The organism is Gammaproteobacteria bacterium (ex Lamellibrachia satsuma) (assembly GCA_019623805.1).
Lineage (GTDB): Bacteria > Pseudomonadota > Gammaproteobacteria > Chromatiales > Chromatiaceae > QGON01.
Genome location: CP053680.1, coordinates 4,097,024 through 4,114,682, shown reverse-complemented (window position 1 = coordinate 4,114,682; position 17,659 = coordinate 4,097,024). Strand labels below are relative to the sequence as shown.

Annotated in this window: 14 protein-coding genes; 3 read left to right on the top strand and 11 right to left on the bottom strand. The window is 52.7% G+C overall.

Annotation, left to right across the window (positions count from 1 at the left end; all coding sequences use genetic code 11):
* Positions 1 to 59 precede the first annotated feature (59 nt).
* The 8 genes from lepB to rpoE form a co-directional block, all read right to left on the bottom strand.
* Positions 60 to 893, bottom strand: coding sequence for a signal peptidase I (lepB, locus tag HPY30_17680; GenBank protein ID QYZ67653.1), 834 nt, complete (start codon positions 891 to 893; stop codon positions 60 to 62).
* Between the two features lie 71 nt (positions 894 to 964).
* Positions 965 to 2,770, bottom strand: coding sequence for an elongation factor 4 (gene lepA, locus HPY30_17675; protein ID QYZ67652.1), 1,806 nt, complete (start codon positions 2,768 to 2,770; stop codon positions 965 to 967).
* Between the two features lie 95 nt (positions 2,771 to 2,865).
* Positions 2,866 to 3,108: a glutaredoxin family protein gene (locus HPY30_17670; GenBank protein ID QYZ67651.1), complete on the bottom strand. Its 243-nt coding sequence runs from the start codon at positions 3,106 to 3,108 to the stop codon at positions 2,866 to 2,868.
* On the bottom strand, positions 3,105 to 4,529 hold the full coding sequence (locus HPY30_17665) for a DegQ family serine endoprotease (GenBank protein QYZ67650.1): 1,425 nt from the start codon (positions 4,527 to 4,529) through the stop codon (positions 3,105 to 3,107). The genes HPY30_17670 and HPY30_17665 overlap by 4 nt, the downstream gene beginning before the upstream one ends.
* Before the next feature lie 118 nt (positions 4,530 to 4,647).
* A complete protein-coding gene (locus tag HPY30_17660; GenBank protein QYZ67649.1) occupies positions 4,648 to 5,115 on the bottom strand; it encodes a SoxR reducing system RseC family protein in 468 nt (155 codons plus the stop codon).
* A complete protein-coding gene (locus tag HPY30_17655) occupies positions 5,112 to 6,086 on the bottom strand; it encodes a transcriptional regulator (GenBank protein QYZ68117.1) in 975 nt (324 codons plus the stop codon). The genes HPY30_17660 and HPY30_17655 overlap by 4 nt, the downstream gene beginning before the upstream one ends.
* Before the next feature lie 79 nt (positions 6,087 to 6,165).
* Positions 6,166 to 6,723: a sigma-E factor negative regulatory protein gene (locus HPY30_17650; protein ID QYZ67648.1), complete on the bottom strand. Its 558-nt coding sequence runs from the start codon at positions 6,721 to 6,723 to the stop codon at positions 6,166 to 6,168.
* Positions 6,724 to 6,738: 15 nt separating this feature from the next.
* The gene (gene rpoE / locus HPY30_17645; GenBank protein QYZ67647.1) at positions 6,739 to 7,317 is read right to left on the bottom strand and encodes an RNA polymerase sigma factor RpoE; all 579 of its coding nucleotides are present in this window, start codon (positions 7,315 to 7,317) and stop codon (positions 6,739 to 6,741) included.
* A 181-nt stretch (positions 7,318 to 7,498) separates the two neighbouring features.
* Here rpoE and nadB point away from each other — a divergent pair, with 181 nt between their 5' ends.
* The 3 genes from nadB (at position 7,499) to HPY30_17630 (ending at position 10,522) form a co-directional block, all read left to right on the top strand.
* The gene (gene nadB / locus HPY30_17640; GenBank protein ID QYZ67646.1) at positions 7,499 to 9,127 is read left to right on the top strand and encodes an L-aspartate oxidase; all 1,629 of its coding nucleotides are present in this window, start codon (positions 7,499 to 7,501) and stop codon (positions 9,125 to 9,127) included.
* 148 nt (positions 9,128 to 9,275) lie between these two features.
* Positions 9,276 to 9,740 carry a bacteriohemerythrin gene (locus tag HPY30_17635; protein QYZ68116.1) on the top strand — a complete coding sequence of 155 codons (465 nt, stop codon included), beginning with the start codon at positions 9,276 to 9,278 and terminating at the stop codon, positions 9,738 to 9,740.
* A 452-nt stretch (positions 9,741 to 10,192) separates the two neighbouring features.
* On the top strand, positions 10,193 to 10,522 hold the full coding sequence (locus tag HPY30_17630) for a hypothetical protein (protein ID QYZ67645.1): 330 nt from the start codon (positions 10,193 to 10,195) through the stop codon (positions 10,520 to 10,522).
* 239 nt (positions 10,523 to 10,761) lie between these two features.
* Here HPY30_17630 and sat read toward each other — a convergent pair whose 3' ends face one another.
* The 3 genes from sat to recB form a co-directional block, all read right to left on the bottom strand.
* Positions 10,762 to 11,952, bottom strand: a complete 1,191-nt coding sequence (gene sat / locus HPY30_17625) for a sulfate adenylyltransferase (protein ID QYZ67644.1) — start codon at positions 11,950 to 11,952, stop codon at positions 10,762 to 10,764.
* A 337-nt stretch (positions 11,953 to 12,289) separates the two neighbouring features.
* Complete coding sequence (recD, locus tag HPY30_17620; protein QYZ67643.1) at positions 12,290 to 14,110, bottom strand: exodeoxyribonuclease V subunit alpha; 1,821 nt, start codon at positions 14,108 to 14,110, stop codon at positions 12,290 to 12,292.
* Complete coding sequence (recB, locus tag HPY30_17615) at positions 14,107 to 17,655, bottom strand: exodeoxyribonuclease V subunit beta (protein ID QYZ67642.1); 3,549 nt, start codon at positions 17,653 to 17,655, stop codon at positions 14,107 to 14,109. Before recB ends, recD begins: the two co-directional genes overlap by 4 nt.
* Positions 17,656 to 17,659: the final 4 nt, after the last annotated feature.

Below are 17,659 nucleotides of genomic sequence, written 5' to 3'. Positions count from 1 at the left end.
GTATCTATATGGGGAGACAGAATAAATATCGATTAAACCGGGAACTAATCTTTAGCGTCTTAATCGATTCCTCTGCCAATCCTCTCCCAGGCAATTGGTGGGAAGCCCTCTTTCATGGAATCCCAGTTCATCCAGATTCCGAAGGCCTTTCCGACAAGATTTTGATCCGGCACCAGTCCCCAACAGCGACTGTCATTACTGTTGTCACGGTTGTCACCCATTGCGAAGTAGTGGCCCTCAGGTATGGTAATGGGGCCCCGAATCAATACATTGCAGCCCATGGCAAAGTCTCCAGCCATCGGATGCGCCAGAATCGCATGTTCAACACCGGCAAGGTTCTCCACCGATTTCATAGATCCGGTCTCCCGCGCTCCGCCACCGGAGCCGGAATAGACTCCGACGGGTGTCTGCGACATGGGTTTTCCATTGATGTATAAGGTCTTCATCCGATAATAGATGGTATCTCCGGGGACTGCCACGACCCGCTTGATGTAGTCGATAGCGGGGTTTTTGGGATAGCGGAATACCACCGCGTCTCCCCGTTCCGGTGAACCCAGGTCGATAACCTTTTTATTCAATACCGGCAACCGTATTCCATATGCAAACTTATTGACCAGGATAAAGTCACCCACCAGCAGAGTCGGCATCATGGAGCCTGATGGGATACGGAAGGGTTCCACCAAAAAGGATCGCAGGATCAAAACAGCGAAGATTACAGGAAAGAACGAACGGGCATACTCAACCATCAGCGGTTCTCTTCTGGTCTCTAGTGCTGAAGCCTCTGCTACATGGCGTCGCTTTCTTGCAGGAGCAAAGAAAAGCACATCAATCAGCCATATTCCACCAGTGACAGCACTTGCCAACACCAAAAAAGCAGGGAAATCAAAATTCATGGTTACGAAGGAGTTCCTGATTATTAGTTATGGAGAGATGCAGATTTCATATTTCTTACTGAAACCTGCCATCAATTATCTTTTCCCACCTGCAGCACGGCAAGGAAGGCATCCTGAGGGATCTCCACCCGTCCTACCTGTTTCATGCGTTTCTTGCCCGCCTTCTGCTTTTCCAACAACTTACGTTTACGGGTAATATCGCCACCATAACACTTGGCGGTAACATTTTTGCGTAACGCTTTGACAGTGGTACGGGCAATGATTTTACTGCCGATAGCCGCCTGAATCGCCACCTCAAACATCTGTCTGGGGATGAGTTCTTTCATCTTTGAGGTCAATTCGCGGCCCCTTGTCTGGGATTGGTCTTTGTGAACAATCAGCGAAAGCGCATCCACCTTCTCGCTATTGATCAGAATATCGAGTTTAACGAGAGGCGCCGCTTGAAAGCGTTTGAACTCATATTCGAAAGACGCATAACCCCGACTCACCGATTTCAAACGGTCGAAGAAATCGAGCACCACCTCGTTCAATGGCAGCTCATAATTGACCGAAACCTGTCCACCGAGATATTGCATCGATTTTTGCACACCCCGTTTCTCTATGCAGAGGGTGATTACAGCACCCAGATGATCCTGAGGCACCAGGATGGTGGCGCTGATGATTGGTTCACGAACCTCATCGATCTTCATCGGATCCGGTAGTTTGGCCGGATTTTCAATGCGTATCAATTCGCCATCGTTGAGCAATACCTCGTAGACAACGGAAGGCGCGGTTGTGATCAGATCAAGGTCATACTCGCGTTCCAGACGCTCCTGAACGATCTCCATATGCAGCATGCCGAGAAAACCACAGCGAAAACCAAATCCTAAAGCCTGGGAGGTTTCGGGTTCATAGTGCAGCGCAGCATCATTCAGGCGCAGCTTCTGTAGCGCGTCGCGAAGATTCTCGTAATCATCTGAGCTGACAGGATAGAGGCCGGAAAAGACCCTGGGTCTTATCTCTTCAAAGCCCGACAACGGCGCTTCGGCCTTGCGGTTTTCCAGAGTGATCGTGTCACCCACCGGCGCCGCATCGATCTCTTTGATCCCGGCGATGAGATAACCTACCTCACCGGCACCCAGCACGGTTTTGTCGAGCCGCTTGGGCGTAAAAACACCCACTTTTTCCACTTGATAGGTCCGCTCCGTGGACATAATGAACATCTTGTCCTTGGGTTTGATGGAACCGTTCACCACCCGAATCAGAGAGATAACCCCCACATAGGGGTCAAACCAGGAGTCAATGATCAGTGCCTGTAGCGGAGCATCCGAATCACCTTCCGGTGGAGGAATCCTATTGACCAGATCATCCAGCAGTTCATTGATACCCAGACCGGTCTTGGCGCTAACGTTGATGGCTTCGGACGCATCGATGCCGATGATCTCTTCGATCTCGTTGATCACCCGCTCCGGTTCCGCCGAGGGCAAGTCGATCTTGTTCAGTACCGGCATCACTTCCAGGCCCTGTTCGATGGCGGTATAGCAGTTGGCCACGCTCTGGGCTTCTACCCCCTGCGCGGCATCGACCACCAGCAGAGCCCCTTCGCAGGCCGCCAGGGAACGGGAAACCTCGTATGAGAAATCCACATGACCCGGTGTATCGATAAAGTTGAGTTGGTAGGTCTCTCCGTCCTTCGCCGTATAGTCCAGCGTGACGCTCTGGGCCTTGATGGTGATGCCCCGTTCCCGCTCGAGATCCATGGAATCAAGTACTTGCGACTCCATTTCGCGTTCGCTCAGCCCACCGCACACCTGTATGAAACGATCAGCAATCGTGGATTTGCCATGATCAATGTGGGCAATGATGGAAAAATTCCGTATGTGTCGCAAATCAGTCATGGAGTTGATGATATCCGGGCCAGTAATAGGAACCTCCGTTCCTGAAACCAACCCAGGTGAGCGCAGATGCCGCAAAAGGCGACAATCATACCAAATCAGCCTCCCTGCAAATAGCGCCGCAGTCCGGCTTCATCGAGAAAATATTCACTCAACCGGATTCCATCACCATTTTCGAGCACCGGCACAATGTCGTTATATCTGGCCAGCATCGCAGGATCGCAGTCTATATCGACCAACACCAGTGGGAACATCTGCTCCTTCTGGAGCTGCTGCAGTTGTTCCAGCATATCTTCACATAGGTGGCAACCATCACGATAGAACAGTTTTAGTGGTGTCATTCCTCCGGGACACGCAGCGCCAGGAACATCGGGCCAGAGGTACGGTGTACCAGCAAGGCGACCGTCTTGCCGCCAGGCAACCTTTTGGCCAATCGTTCGAACTGCTTCGCATTCTCAACATTAGTGTTATTCAACATCATGATGACATCACCCTCCCTGACGCCTGCTTCACGCGCCTCATTGCCCATCACCGAATCGACCATTACACCCTGACCTGCTGGTAGCGAAAACTGACTGAGATGCTCTTCGGTAAGATCAGAGACAGTCACGCCAAGCCGGTTTTTCACGATTTGGGGTTCCACTTGCTGGGCCAGTTGTGCACCCTCCTCAGGAGGTAACTCACCTATATTGACCATGACAGTGATATTCTCTCCGCCACGCAATACCTCCAGGCGTGCGGGGCGATCGACACGACTGCTGCCGACCAGCGGCGGCAATTCAGATGAGCTGCGCAATTCGGTACCGTTATACTTAAGTATTACGTCACCCACTTGCAGGCCTGCCTGGGAGGAAGGACTGTCTGGCAACACTCGGGCAACCAAGGCGCCACGCGGACGGGACATGTGGAAACTTTCGGCAAGTTCGCCCGTTACATCCTGAATCAGCACTCCCAGCCATCCACGACTCACTCGGCCACGGGTCTTCAACTGATCCGCTACATTCATCGCCACATCAATGGGGATTGCAAAAGAGAGTCCCATGAACCCACCGGAGCGGCTGTAGATCTGGGAGTTCACCCCAACCACTTCGCCCTTGAGATTGAAGAGCGGACCACCTGAATTGCCTGGATTGATGGCAACATCGGTTTGAATGAAGGGCACATAGTTCTCGCTCGGCAGACTTCGCCCCTTTGCACTGACGATACCGGCGGTAACCGAATGGTCGAAGCCAAAAGGAGAGCCGATGGCCAATACCCATTCACCAACTTTCAACTCTTTTGAACTGCCGACCTTCACCACAGGAAGGTCAGTGGCTTCGATCTTGATCAGCGCCACGTCACTGCGCTCGTCTGTGCCAATTAGCCTGGCGACATATTCACTCCGATTGTGCATCCTGACGATGATTTCGTCCGCTTCCGCAACGACATGGTTGTTGGTGAGAATATAACCATCGGGAGATATGATGAAACCTGAACCGAGAGACTGTTTCTCCACCTCGTCCTCTTGCAGATTTCCATGCTCATCGAGAAACCGCTTCAGCAGTTCACCAAAAGGGTTGTCATCCGGGATCTCCGGGATGTTGAATCGGCGCATCTGCTGACGGATGTTCTGCTGCTGGTGAGTGCTGATATTGACTACCGATGGCGCATTTTCCGTCGCAAGCTTTGTAAAGTCCGGCAGTTGTGCCTGTGCCGGGATGCTCAGCAAAGCAACCAGGACAAGAACCGTCCACTGCATCAGGGGGGGGTTAAGGGATTTCATAAACTAACTCCTTGCATAGCCGGTATACGCGAATTTGTAGGGGGCGGAGTCAAATTTGATCAAAGCAACAAGACACTCAGTACCGGATGCCCATCAACTTTGACCCCGACCCTTTCGCCTAAAATTGTATTGAACTGTTCGATTCCTGGCGGAGAATAGCAGCCTGGAAGGCGCTGTCGCGTTTTTTCCTCCGGGCATACCATTGTGTTAGAAACAATCCAATAATCAGTCCCAATAGACCACATAAAATAGCGATGAGTTCCCCTGCAGGTTGGAAGTACAGTCCCATCAACTCCTGCCCGGCAAGGGCGAAAGAGATCATAAAAAACAGGGGCAACAGGTAAGCTACAAACGATGCGTTCACCAGCGCCTTCTCCTGCAGGCCAATAACGACTCGTTCCCCGGGTTTGGCTCCAACAGCATTGAAAACCCGCAATTGATTGTGTTTGCGCTTGAAGAGTCCGGAGATCACGGAAGTGCCGCAACTGTCTGCAGAGTGGCAGGAACCACAAGCTGCCTTTTGCCTGGTTTCCACAACTGCATGATCGCCCTCGCAGGAGACCACGGTTGCATTTTCCTCAATCATTCGGCACGAGCGGTCTTTTGAGTTCGATGCATGGATTTCACCACGCTGAGTAGAGTCACAGCAGGTACTTCACCTACGGCTGTAACCTGATGGTCATCCACCTGTCCACCCCATGCATTGATTGCGCCCAAGCGTGAAACGCCCTCCAGGGCAGTGATCTGACCAATCGGCTCGATAAACACCGAGAGAGAGGCAAGACCGTCACTCAAAACGTAATGTTCGACCATCTCGCCATCCGTTGAGTTGGGCAACAGATCCTGCACACTAAGGGTAAAACCGGCCGGTAATTTACGGAACGACCAGTTTGCGACACTGCTTGGGGTTCTTTCAGGCGTATTTGAATTTGCATCGACAGCTTTGCGAGCACCTTTGTGCACAACAACACCCAACTCTGCAGTACCCACTTCCAGTTCGGTAAACATCGTCTGTTCCACCGCCTTCCCTTCTTCATTCATAAGGTCGGACTTAAGTGGAAGTGCACTTTCCTGATCCAGATAGAAGCGGTAACCGTAACGAAAACCGTCTCGCGGGATGATCGCCACGACCTTGGCCTGACGATCAGCGACTCTTGTCTCACCAAGCGTACGGAACGCATAGCTCAATGAGATTTGCTCAAGATTCTCAGGTAACAGGTCGAGGAATTTATTAGTTGGTGGCCGCTTGTCGATAGAGACCTGCTGTGATTCCGGCATGACACAAGTAACAGAGTCCCGGTCACGTATCACTTCACGGGGCGCACCATTGAGCGAGATCAATCGTTCATGGGGCAGACCGTCGCTTATCGCATGGATGATGCGCATTGTCTCCAGTTGATTGTCGTGCAGATAGATGAATGTCCCTTGATATTCGAGAACCCTGACAGCCTCCATCATGCGCTCCAGCCACTGGCGCGCTACATTTTCATCGTCAGATGCCGTGACTGAGCCGGCAAAGAGGAGCAGAAAGAGCGCAAATCCGCAAAATGCCGTCATGCCAGACCGAAGAAGAGAGGCGGTCCCGGCGGGCCGGGAGAGACAGGCAAAACGACATCCCATACTCTTCATGAAGCAATCACCGTGCTCCGTCATAACTTACGAAAGTCGCATACGGCATGATTCCTTTCATGTTGCCGGCTGGAGCATACCCCTGGTGATTTACCAGATAACTGTTCAGACGGGATTCAACTTCAGGTTTGGCCAGCAACTCCCAACGTGTACCCTTCTGGTTGGCATAGGTACGCTCATTGGATGATTGATTTACCGCAACCTGTGGCAGGGAGGCTCCACCTTGCTCCGGGTTGATAAACTGCGGCGCAACCGTCACAGCCATCAGCGCCACTGAAGCAGCGATTGCTGCGCCGGCAACGGGTTTAACCCATCTGCGGCTGATGTTACCCGGAGCGAGCACTACCGGTTCATCCTCCAGACGCTGACTGATTGAAGCTGCCAGGCTTGGCATTACAGCCGGCCCTGTTTCCTGACGCATCACATCACCAATCAGGTAGTAACGACTCCAGGAAGCTTGTTGATCCTCACTGTGGATAAGCTCTTTTACCGCACCGGGAATTTCAAAGGCGGATAGTTCATCATCCGTCAATGCGGACAGTTTTTCGCGCTCTTTTTCTATCATTGCCGTAACCACTTTTTATGGGTTAATCAAGGGTTTTAAACGTTTATCGATCGCCTCGCGAGCCCGGAATATCCGGGAGCGCACTGTGCCGACTGGACAGGACATGGCCTCGGCAATCTCTTCATAACTCATTCCTTCAAGCTCACGCAGAATGATGGCTGTGCGCAGATCCTCCGGCAAGGCATCAATCGCATGCTGTACCGTCGTGGTGATCTCTTCAGTCAACACATGGTTCTCTGGCGTCCCATACTCCTTAAGACGCGAACCTTCATCCAATTGTTCCGCCGTTTCAGGTTCCACATCCCACGAGGGTGGGCGCCGACCCTGGGCTACGAGGTAATTCTTAGCCGTATTGATAGCAATGCGGTACAACCAGGTGTAGAAGGCACTCTCGCCACGGAACCGGGGAAGCGCCCTGTAGGCCTTGATAAAGGCCTCCTGTGTGACGTCCAACACCTCGTGAGAGTCCCGGATGTAACGGGAGACCAGATTGGCAATCTTCTGTTGGTACTTGAGCACCAACACATCGAAAGCCTTTTTGTCGCCCTGCTGTACACGGATGACCAGTTCCTGATCGACTTGCCGCTCGCCCATCCGGGCTTTACCCTCCTCGTGACTCGCGCTTCCTTACGCTCAGTCTCATTGACAACCATAGAATGAATAAGTTCGTGCGATCCCATACTTTATTGAGCTGGTTCAATGAACCATCGATTTGCGCTAGGATGCAGTCTGATTTAAGTGCGCATTATCACTGTATCCACCCCGCCCCGCAAATATGACTAAAGATCACCTCCACGACGTATTGATCATCGGCAGCGGTGCTGCCGGACTCAGCCTGGCCCTGCGGCTGCGAGAGGACCTGAAAGTTGCGGTCATCTCCAAACGAGAGCTTGAAGAGGGCAGCACATATTATGCCCAGGGTGGTATCTCGGCAGTGCTGGATGAGGGGGATACACTCTCCTCTCACGTCGAAGATACTCTTGATGCCGGCGCCGGGCTCTGTGATGAGGATACCGTCCGGCTGGTGGTCGAACACGGACCCAAAAGCATCGACTGGCTGATGTCCAAGGGCGTCCACTTTACCCGCGACGACTCTGCTGTCAGCAGTGGTGGTTACCACCTGACACGGGAGGGAGGACACTCCCACCGTCGAGTTATTCACGCTGCGGACGCAACAGGGAAAGAGGTGGAATCGACCCTGGAATCCCAGGTGATGTCACGCTCGAATGTGGAGATATTCGATTACCATATTGCTATCGACCTGATTTCCGGCGGCGAAAACGGCGTCCAAAAAACCAGGCGCTGCCTTGGTGCCTATATTCTCAACCAGAAAAACGGCAAGGTTGACACATTTCGTGCGCGCTTCGTGATACTTGCAACCGGCGGTGCCAGTAAAGTCTACCTCTACACCAGCAATCCCGATGTATCAACCGGGGACGGCATTGCCATGGCTTGGCGAGCAGGCTGCCGGGTGGCGAATATGGAGTTCATACAATTCCACCCCACCTGCCTCTACCACCCCCACTCAAAGACATTTCTTATTACCGAGGCGGTTCGGGGAGAAGGGGGGCATCTACTGTTGCCGGATGGCAGTCGTTTCATGCCCAACTTCGATGAACGTGCCGAGTTGGCTCCAAGAGATGTCGTTGCCCGAGCCATCGACCACGAGATGAAACGTATCGGCGCCGACTGCCTGTTTCTCGATATTAGTCATAAACCGGCTGACTTCATCAGGGAGCACTTTCCAACCATCTACAAGAGTTGCCTTGATTTTGGCATCGACATCACCCGTGAACCCATTCCCGTTGTGCCCGCCGCTCACTACACCTGTGGTGGAGTAATGACCGATCACCAGGCACAAACAGACCTGCCGGGTCTCTACGCCATAGGAGAGACGGCCTATACCGGGCTGCACGGGGCCAACCGCATGGCCAGTAACTCCCTACTCGAATGCCTGGTGTTTGCTGAACTGGCTACTGAGCATATCCATAGGAATGTGGACAAAATCCCCTTCCCCCGGGAACTTCCCCCTTGGGATGAGAGCCGGGTTACCGACTCTGACGAGGAGGTGGTGGTCTCACACAACTGGGACGAGCTGCGACGCTTCATGTGGGACTATGTCGGTATCGTACGCAGCAATAAAAGACTGGAACGCGCCAAACGCCGGGTCGAACTATTGCGAAGGGAGATCGGCGAATACTACGGCAATTTCCGCGTCAGCAACGATCTGCTGGAACTACGTAATCTGGTTGACGTGGCAGACCTGATCATTCGTTCAGCCCAGAGCCGCAGAGAGAGTCGCGGGCTACACTACACCATCGATTTCCCCTACCGGGATGATCAGGTGCAACGCAAGGCCACGGTGCTGATCCCCGACAACTACTCGCCAAAACGAAAAAACTAAACAGTCCAGACCAAGTCACAGATACATAGTGGTAGAATTGTTAGATTGTGTAACCTGGATGTCAGGCATTGGGGGCCTTAGCTTTTTTGCCGCTAACGAAACCACGGCAGCCGCGACAGGCACCTATAAACTCACTGGAGATCTGAACATGGACTATCTCGAATGGACTAAAGACCTGGATACCGGGGTCGATGTCATCGACAAACAACACAGACGCATTGTTGATTATATCAATCAACTGGTGGATGCCACAGAGACTGGTGATAATGAATCAATTTCCGATGTCTTCGACGGGTTGATCGACTACACGATTACCCATTTTACCTTTGAAGAAGGTCTCCAGGATAAGGCTGGATACGAATTTCGATCCGCGCACCAGCGGGTTCACAAAGTCTTCATAAAAAAACTCGGGGAATATAAGAAGGATTTCGATGACGGTAATGTTGATGCTGTATTACAGGTCAACAGAATGTTGCGCAACTGGCTCATCAACCACATCAAGAATGATGACGCCGATTATGTGCCCGCTGTGCAGAAGATGCTCGGTACCGAAAAGAAGAGCGGTTGGCTATCCCGTAGTCTGGGTAAGTTCTTTGGCGGTTCAGACGCCTGAATAAGTCAATACAACCCGGTTAAACATACATTCTCCCTACAGGATAATATTTAGATTTCTTTATCGTCGGAAAAATTGACACCTTTCATTATCCTGACGCACGCCTTTTCTCGTTTCCCGTCTTTTCTACGCCACAAATTCCTAATCCTCTGAAATAAAGAACAGCATTCATCAAACGGGAATAAGCTTCTGGATATTGTCAGTAAATTTTACAGTTACTACTCTAATTCCTGGGAAGTAATTGCCTAGCGGTCGATTTTGAGTCTATTTCTCGGAGATAATTATTGGAGAATGCTGTTCCTGTTAGTTTTATTTATGATATTTCAATTAGATAGATTACCACTCGGACCTCCAGTCAGGATAATCCCACCAATAGCCATAAAAAAAATAATGATTGGCCCGACCTTTGCTGTATCTGAAATACGAATTAATTTTTCTGGGTCCCATAAATAATGGCAAAGGCGGTAATCTCAAAGTCCCTACAACTGACTTCGAAAGCAGCGCTGCTTGCGACTGCAGGTATGGCGCAGGCAATCAATGTTGACGGGGAAGTCAACGACTGGCTCAGCACACCTCTGAGAGATGCTTCAGATTGGGAGAGCGTTTTACGCCGTGCCATCCTCCAAATTGCTGAAGGTCAGAATAGTGATTACCTCGACTCTGGATATGGTGGTCTGGCTTATCATGTGGAAGCCATCTTAGCGGAGCAGATGAACACAAGCCTGAATGTGACCGACAGTAACCCGAATGCGAGTGGCTGGGGTGATGAGAATGACAGGTAGACGCAGCATGAGCCGCACGACAAAAAAATAAACTCACAGCAGCAATTCGGGTGGCCCGCAGTTTGTGGCCATCCTTTTTTTTGCCTGACAAATCCACAACAAACGCAAAGAAAGTAGGGTGTGCCGTGCGCACCATGTTTGCAGCCAATTCTGATGCGCACAGCGCACCCTACGCACAAAGCTGCAATAAAAAAGCCCGCATCTGTTTCCAGATGCGGGCTTTTTTCAAACAGCGTCTATCAGGAATTCAGAGACTGATAGTAATCCATCAGAATCTGCGCCACTTCGGGACGAGAGAACTCAGCCGGAGGCGCGATGCCCTGGCCCAGCATCTCACGTACCTTGGTGCCGGAGAGCAGTACGAAGTCTTCTTTGCTGTGATCCGGTGCGTCACGCATCATCACAACTTTGTTGAGCTTCTTGGAGTATGCGGTGTGGTCGGCGCGGAAGATCTCGATATCCAGCATGCCTGCGGGTACTTCGTCATCGAAAATAGTCTGTGCGTCGAAGGCGCCGTAGTAGTCACCAACACCGGCATGGTCGCGACCGATGATGAAGTGGCTGGCACCCATGTTCTGACGAAAATAGGCGTGCAGCACGGCTTCGCGTGGACCTGCGTAGAGCATATCGAAGCCGTAACCGGTGATCATCACGCTGTTCGGCGGAAAGTAGAGCTCAGCCATCTTGCGGATGGCGGCATCACGAACCGGCGCAGGAATATCGCCCTTCTTCAGCTTGCCCAGCAGCATGTGGATGACAAGGCCGTCACAACCCAGACGATCCATCGCCATGTGGCACAACTCTTCGTGGGCCAGATGCATGGGGTTACGGGTCTGGAAGGCAACAACCTTCTCCCAGCCGTGTTCCTTGATCTCGTTACGAATCTCGACCGCGGTACGGAAGGTATCGGGAAAATCACCCTGGAAGTAGGAGAAGCTCAACACCTGGATCGGACCGGAGATTGCGACACGACCCTGGGTATTGAAGGCGTTGACGCCGACGTGATCCATATCCTGGGTGCGGTAGACCTTGTCGGTCATGACCTTCATCTGATCGTCGGAGACGGTTTCGATGTTTTCCACATCCATGATAGCCAACACAGGGTTGCCTTCCACATTGGGATCACGCAGTGCGATGCGCTTGGCGTCACCAATGGCATCAGCGCTGTCCACCAAGCAGAGAACCGGCACAGGAAAGTGGGTCCCGTCGGTCATTGTCATGGATTCTGCCGCGCCCATGGCATCGGCCACGTTCATGAAGCCCTTAAGAGGGTTGAAGTAACCGGCGCCCATCATTACCGCGTTACCAGCGGCCTGCGAACTGATCATGACTGACGGAAGACTTTCCGCCTCGTGGGACAGTTTGTGGTGCTCATCGGGATCGTAGACAAACAGGGGTTGCAGTTCTTCGGAACCTACAGGCTTGATCATGATATTTCGTCTCCTTCGCTTCACACGAAAATTCAATCAACCGGCCGGGCCACGCTGCGTGATCCGAACCGGCACAGGATTCTCAAATGACCGTTATGCTATCTTGCAGATGCTGCCAATTTTCAACATCAAAAAGACCACTTAACTTTATGTTTTTACAGTAAAAATACGCATTGAGTGCGCATTCTGAAATCTAAAACAGACATACCCTATCACAGCCGGGGATTATTCATCCCAAATATATTTTTATGCCGTCAGCAAAATTCCAATGGGAGAATAGTTTTTCCGCAAATTTAAGCGTTCATCCAGTGCAGGGGGAGCTGAGGGGTACCCTGCATTATTGCCACAAAACTTCCGCCAGGCCGCTGTTCCTGCGTAACTGCCTATGAACGAGAGCGCGGAAAACGTCCTGCTCAGTTGAGATATAAAATCTGCTGCGTGAACGGGTAATCGCGGTGTACAACAGTTCACGGGTCAATTGCGGGTTATCCCGGGCAGGTAGTTGCAGAAGGACTTCATTGAACTCGGACCCCTGACTCTTGTGCACCGTCATGGCGAAAACAGTCTGGTGTTCGGGCAGACGGGCAGGCGCTATCCAGCGGAAGCTGCCATCCGACATAGGAAAAACCACTGAGATCCCTCCCCCTGCTTGTGGATTCGACAGGGCAACGCCAATGTCACCATTAAATAGTCCCAATCCGTAGCTGTTTCGGGTAACCAAAACTGGCCGCCCCTGAAACCATTGGGAATCCCCGGTGATATAGCCCCTGCTACGCAGTTCGGCCTCAATCCGCCTGTTTATGGCAATGACGCCGTCGGGACCCTGATGCAATGCACAAAGCACACGATAATCGTTAAGAGAGGCGAAGATCTCTGACGGCGCCGCCCCCTTTTCGATCATTTCAAATATTTTCGCATATCGTCCAGCAGCAAGCTTTGCCGTGTCATCGGTCACTGGAATCCGGCGAATTTGCGATGCTGCACCGCCCTCTTCCAGCAGTTCCCAGGCCTGTTTGAAGTTTCCGCTGTTCACTGCACCGGCCAGGAGCCCGATAGAACTTGCCGAATCGAAGCGGTAGCTCTTCTTAAGTACCACCACTGAATCCGCCAGTGCCCTCGGGTCACTGGAATCAGGGGGTGGGCTCTGCCCAGTGGCTCGCTGCAGCTGCTCTGCGAAGTGAGGCGTTGGCCCGCGATAACCACTACAGATATCACCCAGTACCGCCCCGGCTTCCACTGAAGCCAGCTGATCCTTATCCCCCAGCAGAATCAGGCGGGCGGAATTGGGTAGAGCTTCCAGCAACTTCGCCATCAGTGCCACAGGCACCATCGAAGCTTCATCTAGCACCAACACATCCAATGCAAGAGGGTTGTCTCTATTGTGATTAAAACCTGTACTGCCGTGCCTAACCCCCAGTAATCGATGTAGCGTAGAGGCCAGCTCAGGCAGAGAATCCATCAGTGCCAGATGAGAGTCACGCGACTGCTGAATTGTCTCCTGCAGCCGTGCAGCCGCCTTGCCGGTTGGAGCTGCCAGTGCGAAACGTAACGCCTCACCGCCCGGCTGTTGGCGCAACAGTGCAAGTAGACGCATCACCGTGGTGGTCTTGCCGGTGCCAGGCCCGCCGGAGATCACACTGAGCCGTCGTAACACTGCAGTGGCAGCGGCCTGTTTTTGCCAATCGATTTCATCGCCGGTATTTGGAAACAGTTGTTTCAAGTCTGTTCGCAACACCGCTTCATCCACATTGGAGGCTTGGCGAGCCGCCCGCTCATCGAGCATAAAACCAAGGCGGTGTTCATATTTCCAGTAGCGATGCAGATAGAGCCGGCCTGAAGTATCAAGGATCAATGGCTGGTGTTCACCGGGCGTTCCAACCACTCCACTCTGGTGCAGTTGGACAGACCAGTCGTTCAACGAAGGCACTGAGGCTATCACCTGACCGTCGAGCCCGTTCAGAGGCCGATCCGCCATCTCAGTGAGGTCAAAGCAGACGTGTCCTTCATTGGTTGCCCGGCTGGCCATTGCAGCCGCAAGCGCGAGCGATCCTGATGGCTGATCCGATTTCTGCAGAAGGATATCGGCAAAATAAACGTCCAGATCGCTCAACAACCCCTGACCCTGAAGTTGGCCGATCAGTCGTCTCTCAACGCTCATGCCTCAGCCCCCGGAATTGCCAGATCCAACGCCTCGATAAAGGCTTTCGGCGGCCGTTCCCGAAAAACACCGAAACCGGCCCCGGTTACAGGTTGCATACCCCGCAGAAAAAGATAGAAGACGCCACCGAAATGGCGGTCATAATCATAATCGGCCAGACGCAGCCGCAGAAAACGGTGCACGGCAAGGGTATAGAAAAGATATTGAAGCGGATAGTCGTGCGTGATCATGGCATTTTCCAACTGAGTCTGACCATAGTCAGAAGTTTCAGTGCCAAGCCAGTTCGACTTGTAATCCAGCAGATAGAATCGCCCGTTCGCCTCAAAGACCAGGTCGATGAAGCCTTTCATAAAACCCTGGATCGAACCGAACCGAATACCGGCTGCTGCCCGCTGGACCCGCTTAGAATTTGCGAACTGCTCCTCTTCCAGAATACTTTTCAGCCTGGCCGAATCAAATCCGGCTACCGGATAGTGAAACTCCATCTCGTTGATTCGTTGTCTGCTGCTGACATCACATAACCGCAGCCCGGTTTCATCCAACCCGGTATTCACCACAGACAGCACCATCCTTTCAACGACAGGTGTCCAGTGCGTCTCGATTCCGTAATTTTGCAGCTGCTGCTGGATAACAGTTTCCAGCCCTGGATCGCCGGCATTTGTAAAATCGAGGTGTTCAAAGATTGCGTGCAGACAGGTTCCAGGCCTGGGCCCTTTGGGAAATCCATGGATATCGTGAGTGGGGTCCAGGGTGACGATCGTCTCGGAGCGAACCGCATCACGATCCGGCAGGTCGGTTCCATGACCCGTGACCAGCGCGGAGAAACTGGTGATCCTGGGACCCGATCTGATTGTGCCGCCAAAGACTCTGGCCGAAACAAGCTCCGGGGTGAGCGCCAGAGGAAACTGGGCAACCTCGTTGATCTCCATCAGCGGCAGGATAAGAATGTTTCCACCAGACTGCTCCACCAGCTCATCAAGCCGCTGAGCCACTGATTCGTCACTTACTTTTCTGAAGGTTTTTTTCCACCGGCTGATCGGTTCATCAGAGGAGGATTCCCCCGGATGCAGCAACCAGGCCAGTGGAGAATTTTCGCTGTTTTTTACCTTGCCCCAAGCCAGATAGCAGCGGTGCTTGGCACGGGTCAAGGCAACGTAGAGTAGCCGCAGGTTCTCTGCAAGATCCTCTTCTGCCTTGTGGACCTTGTCTTTTTCGAAGTTGGCTGACCCCAGTTCCAGGACAGGTTCGAAATCAGTGTCAGGATCATGGAACAGGTAAGACTTTTGGCTCTTTCGGAATCCGGGCTGTTCATCCCAAAGGAAGGGACAAAATACCACCGGATACTCCAACCCCTTGCTGGTGTGCAGGGTTACGATGCGCACCAGGTTGCCGTCGCTCTCAAGACGCAGCAGTTTTTCTTCATCGACGGGCGCTTCGCTTTGCCGTTGCTGGCTGAGCCATTTTATCAAACCCTCCATACCTGGCTGCATCGACCTGTCATGCTGATGCAGCAGCTCACCCAGCTGATAGAGATTGGTCAGGCGCCGCTCTCCGTCTTCGTATGAAAGCAATCGATTTTCCACCCCCCGTCGTATCAACAGGCGGCGAAACATTCGCATGAATCCCTGGTCTCTCCAAGTCTGATGGTAGTCGAGAAAACTTTCCACCTGGCCACCGGTAGCCGTCTCATCCCCGGTCAGCGCATCGATCTCTTCACCACTCCAGCCCAACATGTCGGTGGCCAGAGCAGCCCGCAACAGAGACTCACGGCGGGAATCGAAACAGGCGTGCAGCAGACGTTCCAGCTCTTCCGCCTCAAGGCCATGAAAGATATTGTCCTGGGCACTGCGCACACTGTGAATACCCAGTTCCAGCAGGGCCTCGGAAATCTGCTCGGCCTGTTTGTGCTTGCGCACCAACACCGCAATGTCATTGCCACACAGGGGGACTTCATCAATGGTCGCTTTGCCGGTCCGCCCCAGGACAAGCAGCCTGTCGATCTCCCGGGCTGTGGTCGCAGCCACCGCGTGACGCAGCTCATCGACCTTCATCTCCTCCATCACCAGCTTCCAGATCCGCATGGGCTGGGATGTATCCCCCCTCACGACCAGCCCTTTCTCCCGCAGGTTGGCGGCATCAACAGGATGAAACGGTATCTCTTCGTAGAAAAAAGGCGCCGGAGCGTTGTCGAACAAGGCGTTCACCGCCTTTATCAGAGTTGGCGTTGAACGCCAGTTAACGGTTAGGTGATAACGGCTTTTGGCATCGTTGCGGGCCTGCAGATAGGCAAAGATGTCAGCGCCGCGAAAGCTGTAGATCGCTTGTTTGGGATCGCCCACCAAAAAAACCGGCAGACCTGATTTACGATAGATGCGCGAAAAGATCTCATACTGCACCGGATCAGTGTCCTGGAATTCATCCACCAGGGCCGCCGGATAGCGTTGCTGCAACGTTCTTACGAGATGCGTCCCGCCACTGCCTGAGAGCGCCTGATTGAGCTGCAGCAGCAGATCATCATAGGACCATTCACCCGCTTCCGCCTGTCGTCTGGGCAGCTCGTTAATCAGATAATTGTAGAACTGCAGATAGATTGCTTTGATCCTGTCAGCATAGGCGCTGGTGATCACAGACTTCAGATCTGCAAATTGTTGGCATCGGTCGAAGAATTCGTGTTCCGGGACCTGATGGCCCTTTTTAATCGCCTTCTCGATGGAGCTGGAAGAAAATTTTTCCAGTTTTTCAAACGCTCCAACCGCCGGACTCTTCTGTGACAACCAGTGATCCATCTCATCGCACAAGGTTGAGATAGTGCTGGATTTGTAGGATGTCTGATTGAAAACGGCTGTATCACCCAGCGTTTTACGAATCCACTCTCCATCCACCTGCCATAGAGGTTGCAACTGCAAGATGATTTGCACCGCCTGCGTCTCCAATCCAGCGGGATCGGCAGGGGATTCTGCCCCACGCACCGTCAGATAGGGTTTACCCAAGCCATCATGAACCGCCGAGAGCAGACCTTCCGGTGTGCCGATTTCAGCCCTTACCCGATCAGTAATGCCATCCGGTAGGTCTTCCAGTTCCCGCCGCCAAAAATCATCCGCAATCTGTTGCACACGAGCCGCCTGGTCCGGAACCAGTTCCGCATCGAAGGATTGGCCACTTCCAAAGGCATTTTCAGTCAATACCCGCTGACAAAAGCCGTGGATGGTATAGATCGCTGCCCGGTCAAATCCTGCAATCGCCAGATTGAGACGTTTGACCATCACGGCATGATCCGGCTGAGTCTGGAGCAGATAAACAAGTAGCGGATCATCCGACTTCCCGCTGGAAAAGGCCTCCCTCACTTCCAGCAGACGCCCTCTGATACGGGCCTTCAACTCTGCGGTCGCGGCATTGGTATAGGTCACCACGAGAATGGAATCCGGATCGACCCCATGTTCGATCAACAGCCGCAGATAGAGTCCGGTAAGCGTATAGGTCTTGCCGGTTCCGGCGCTGGCCTCCACCAGATTCAACCCCTCCAGGGATACGGTATTGAGATCCATCAGT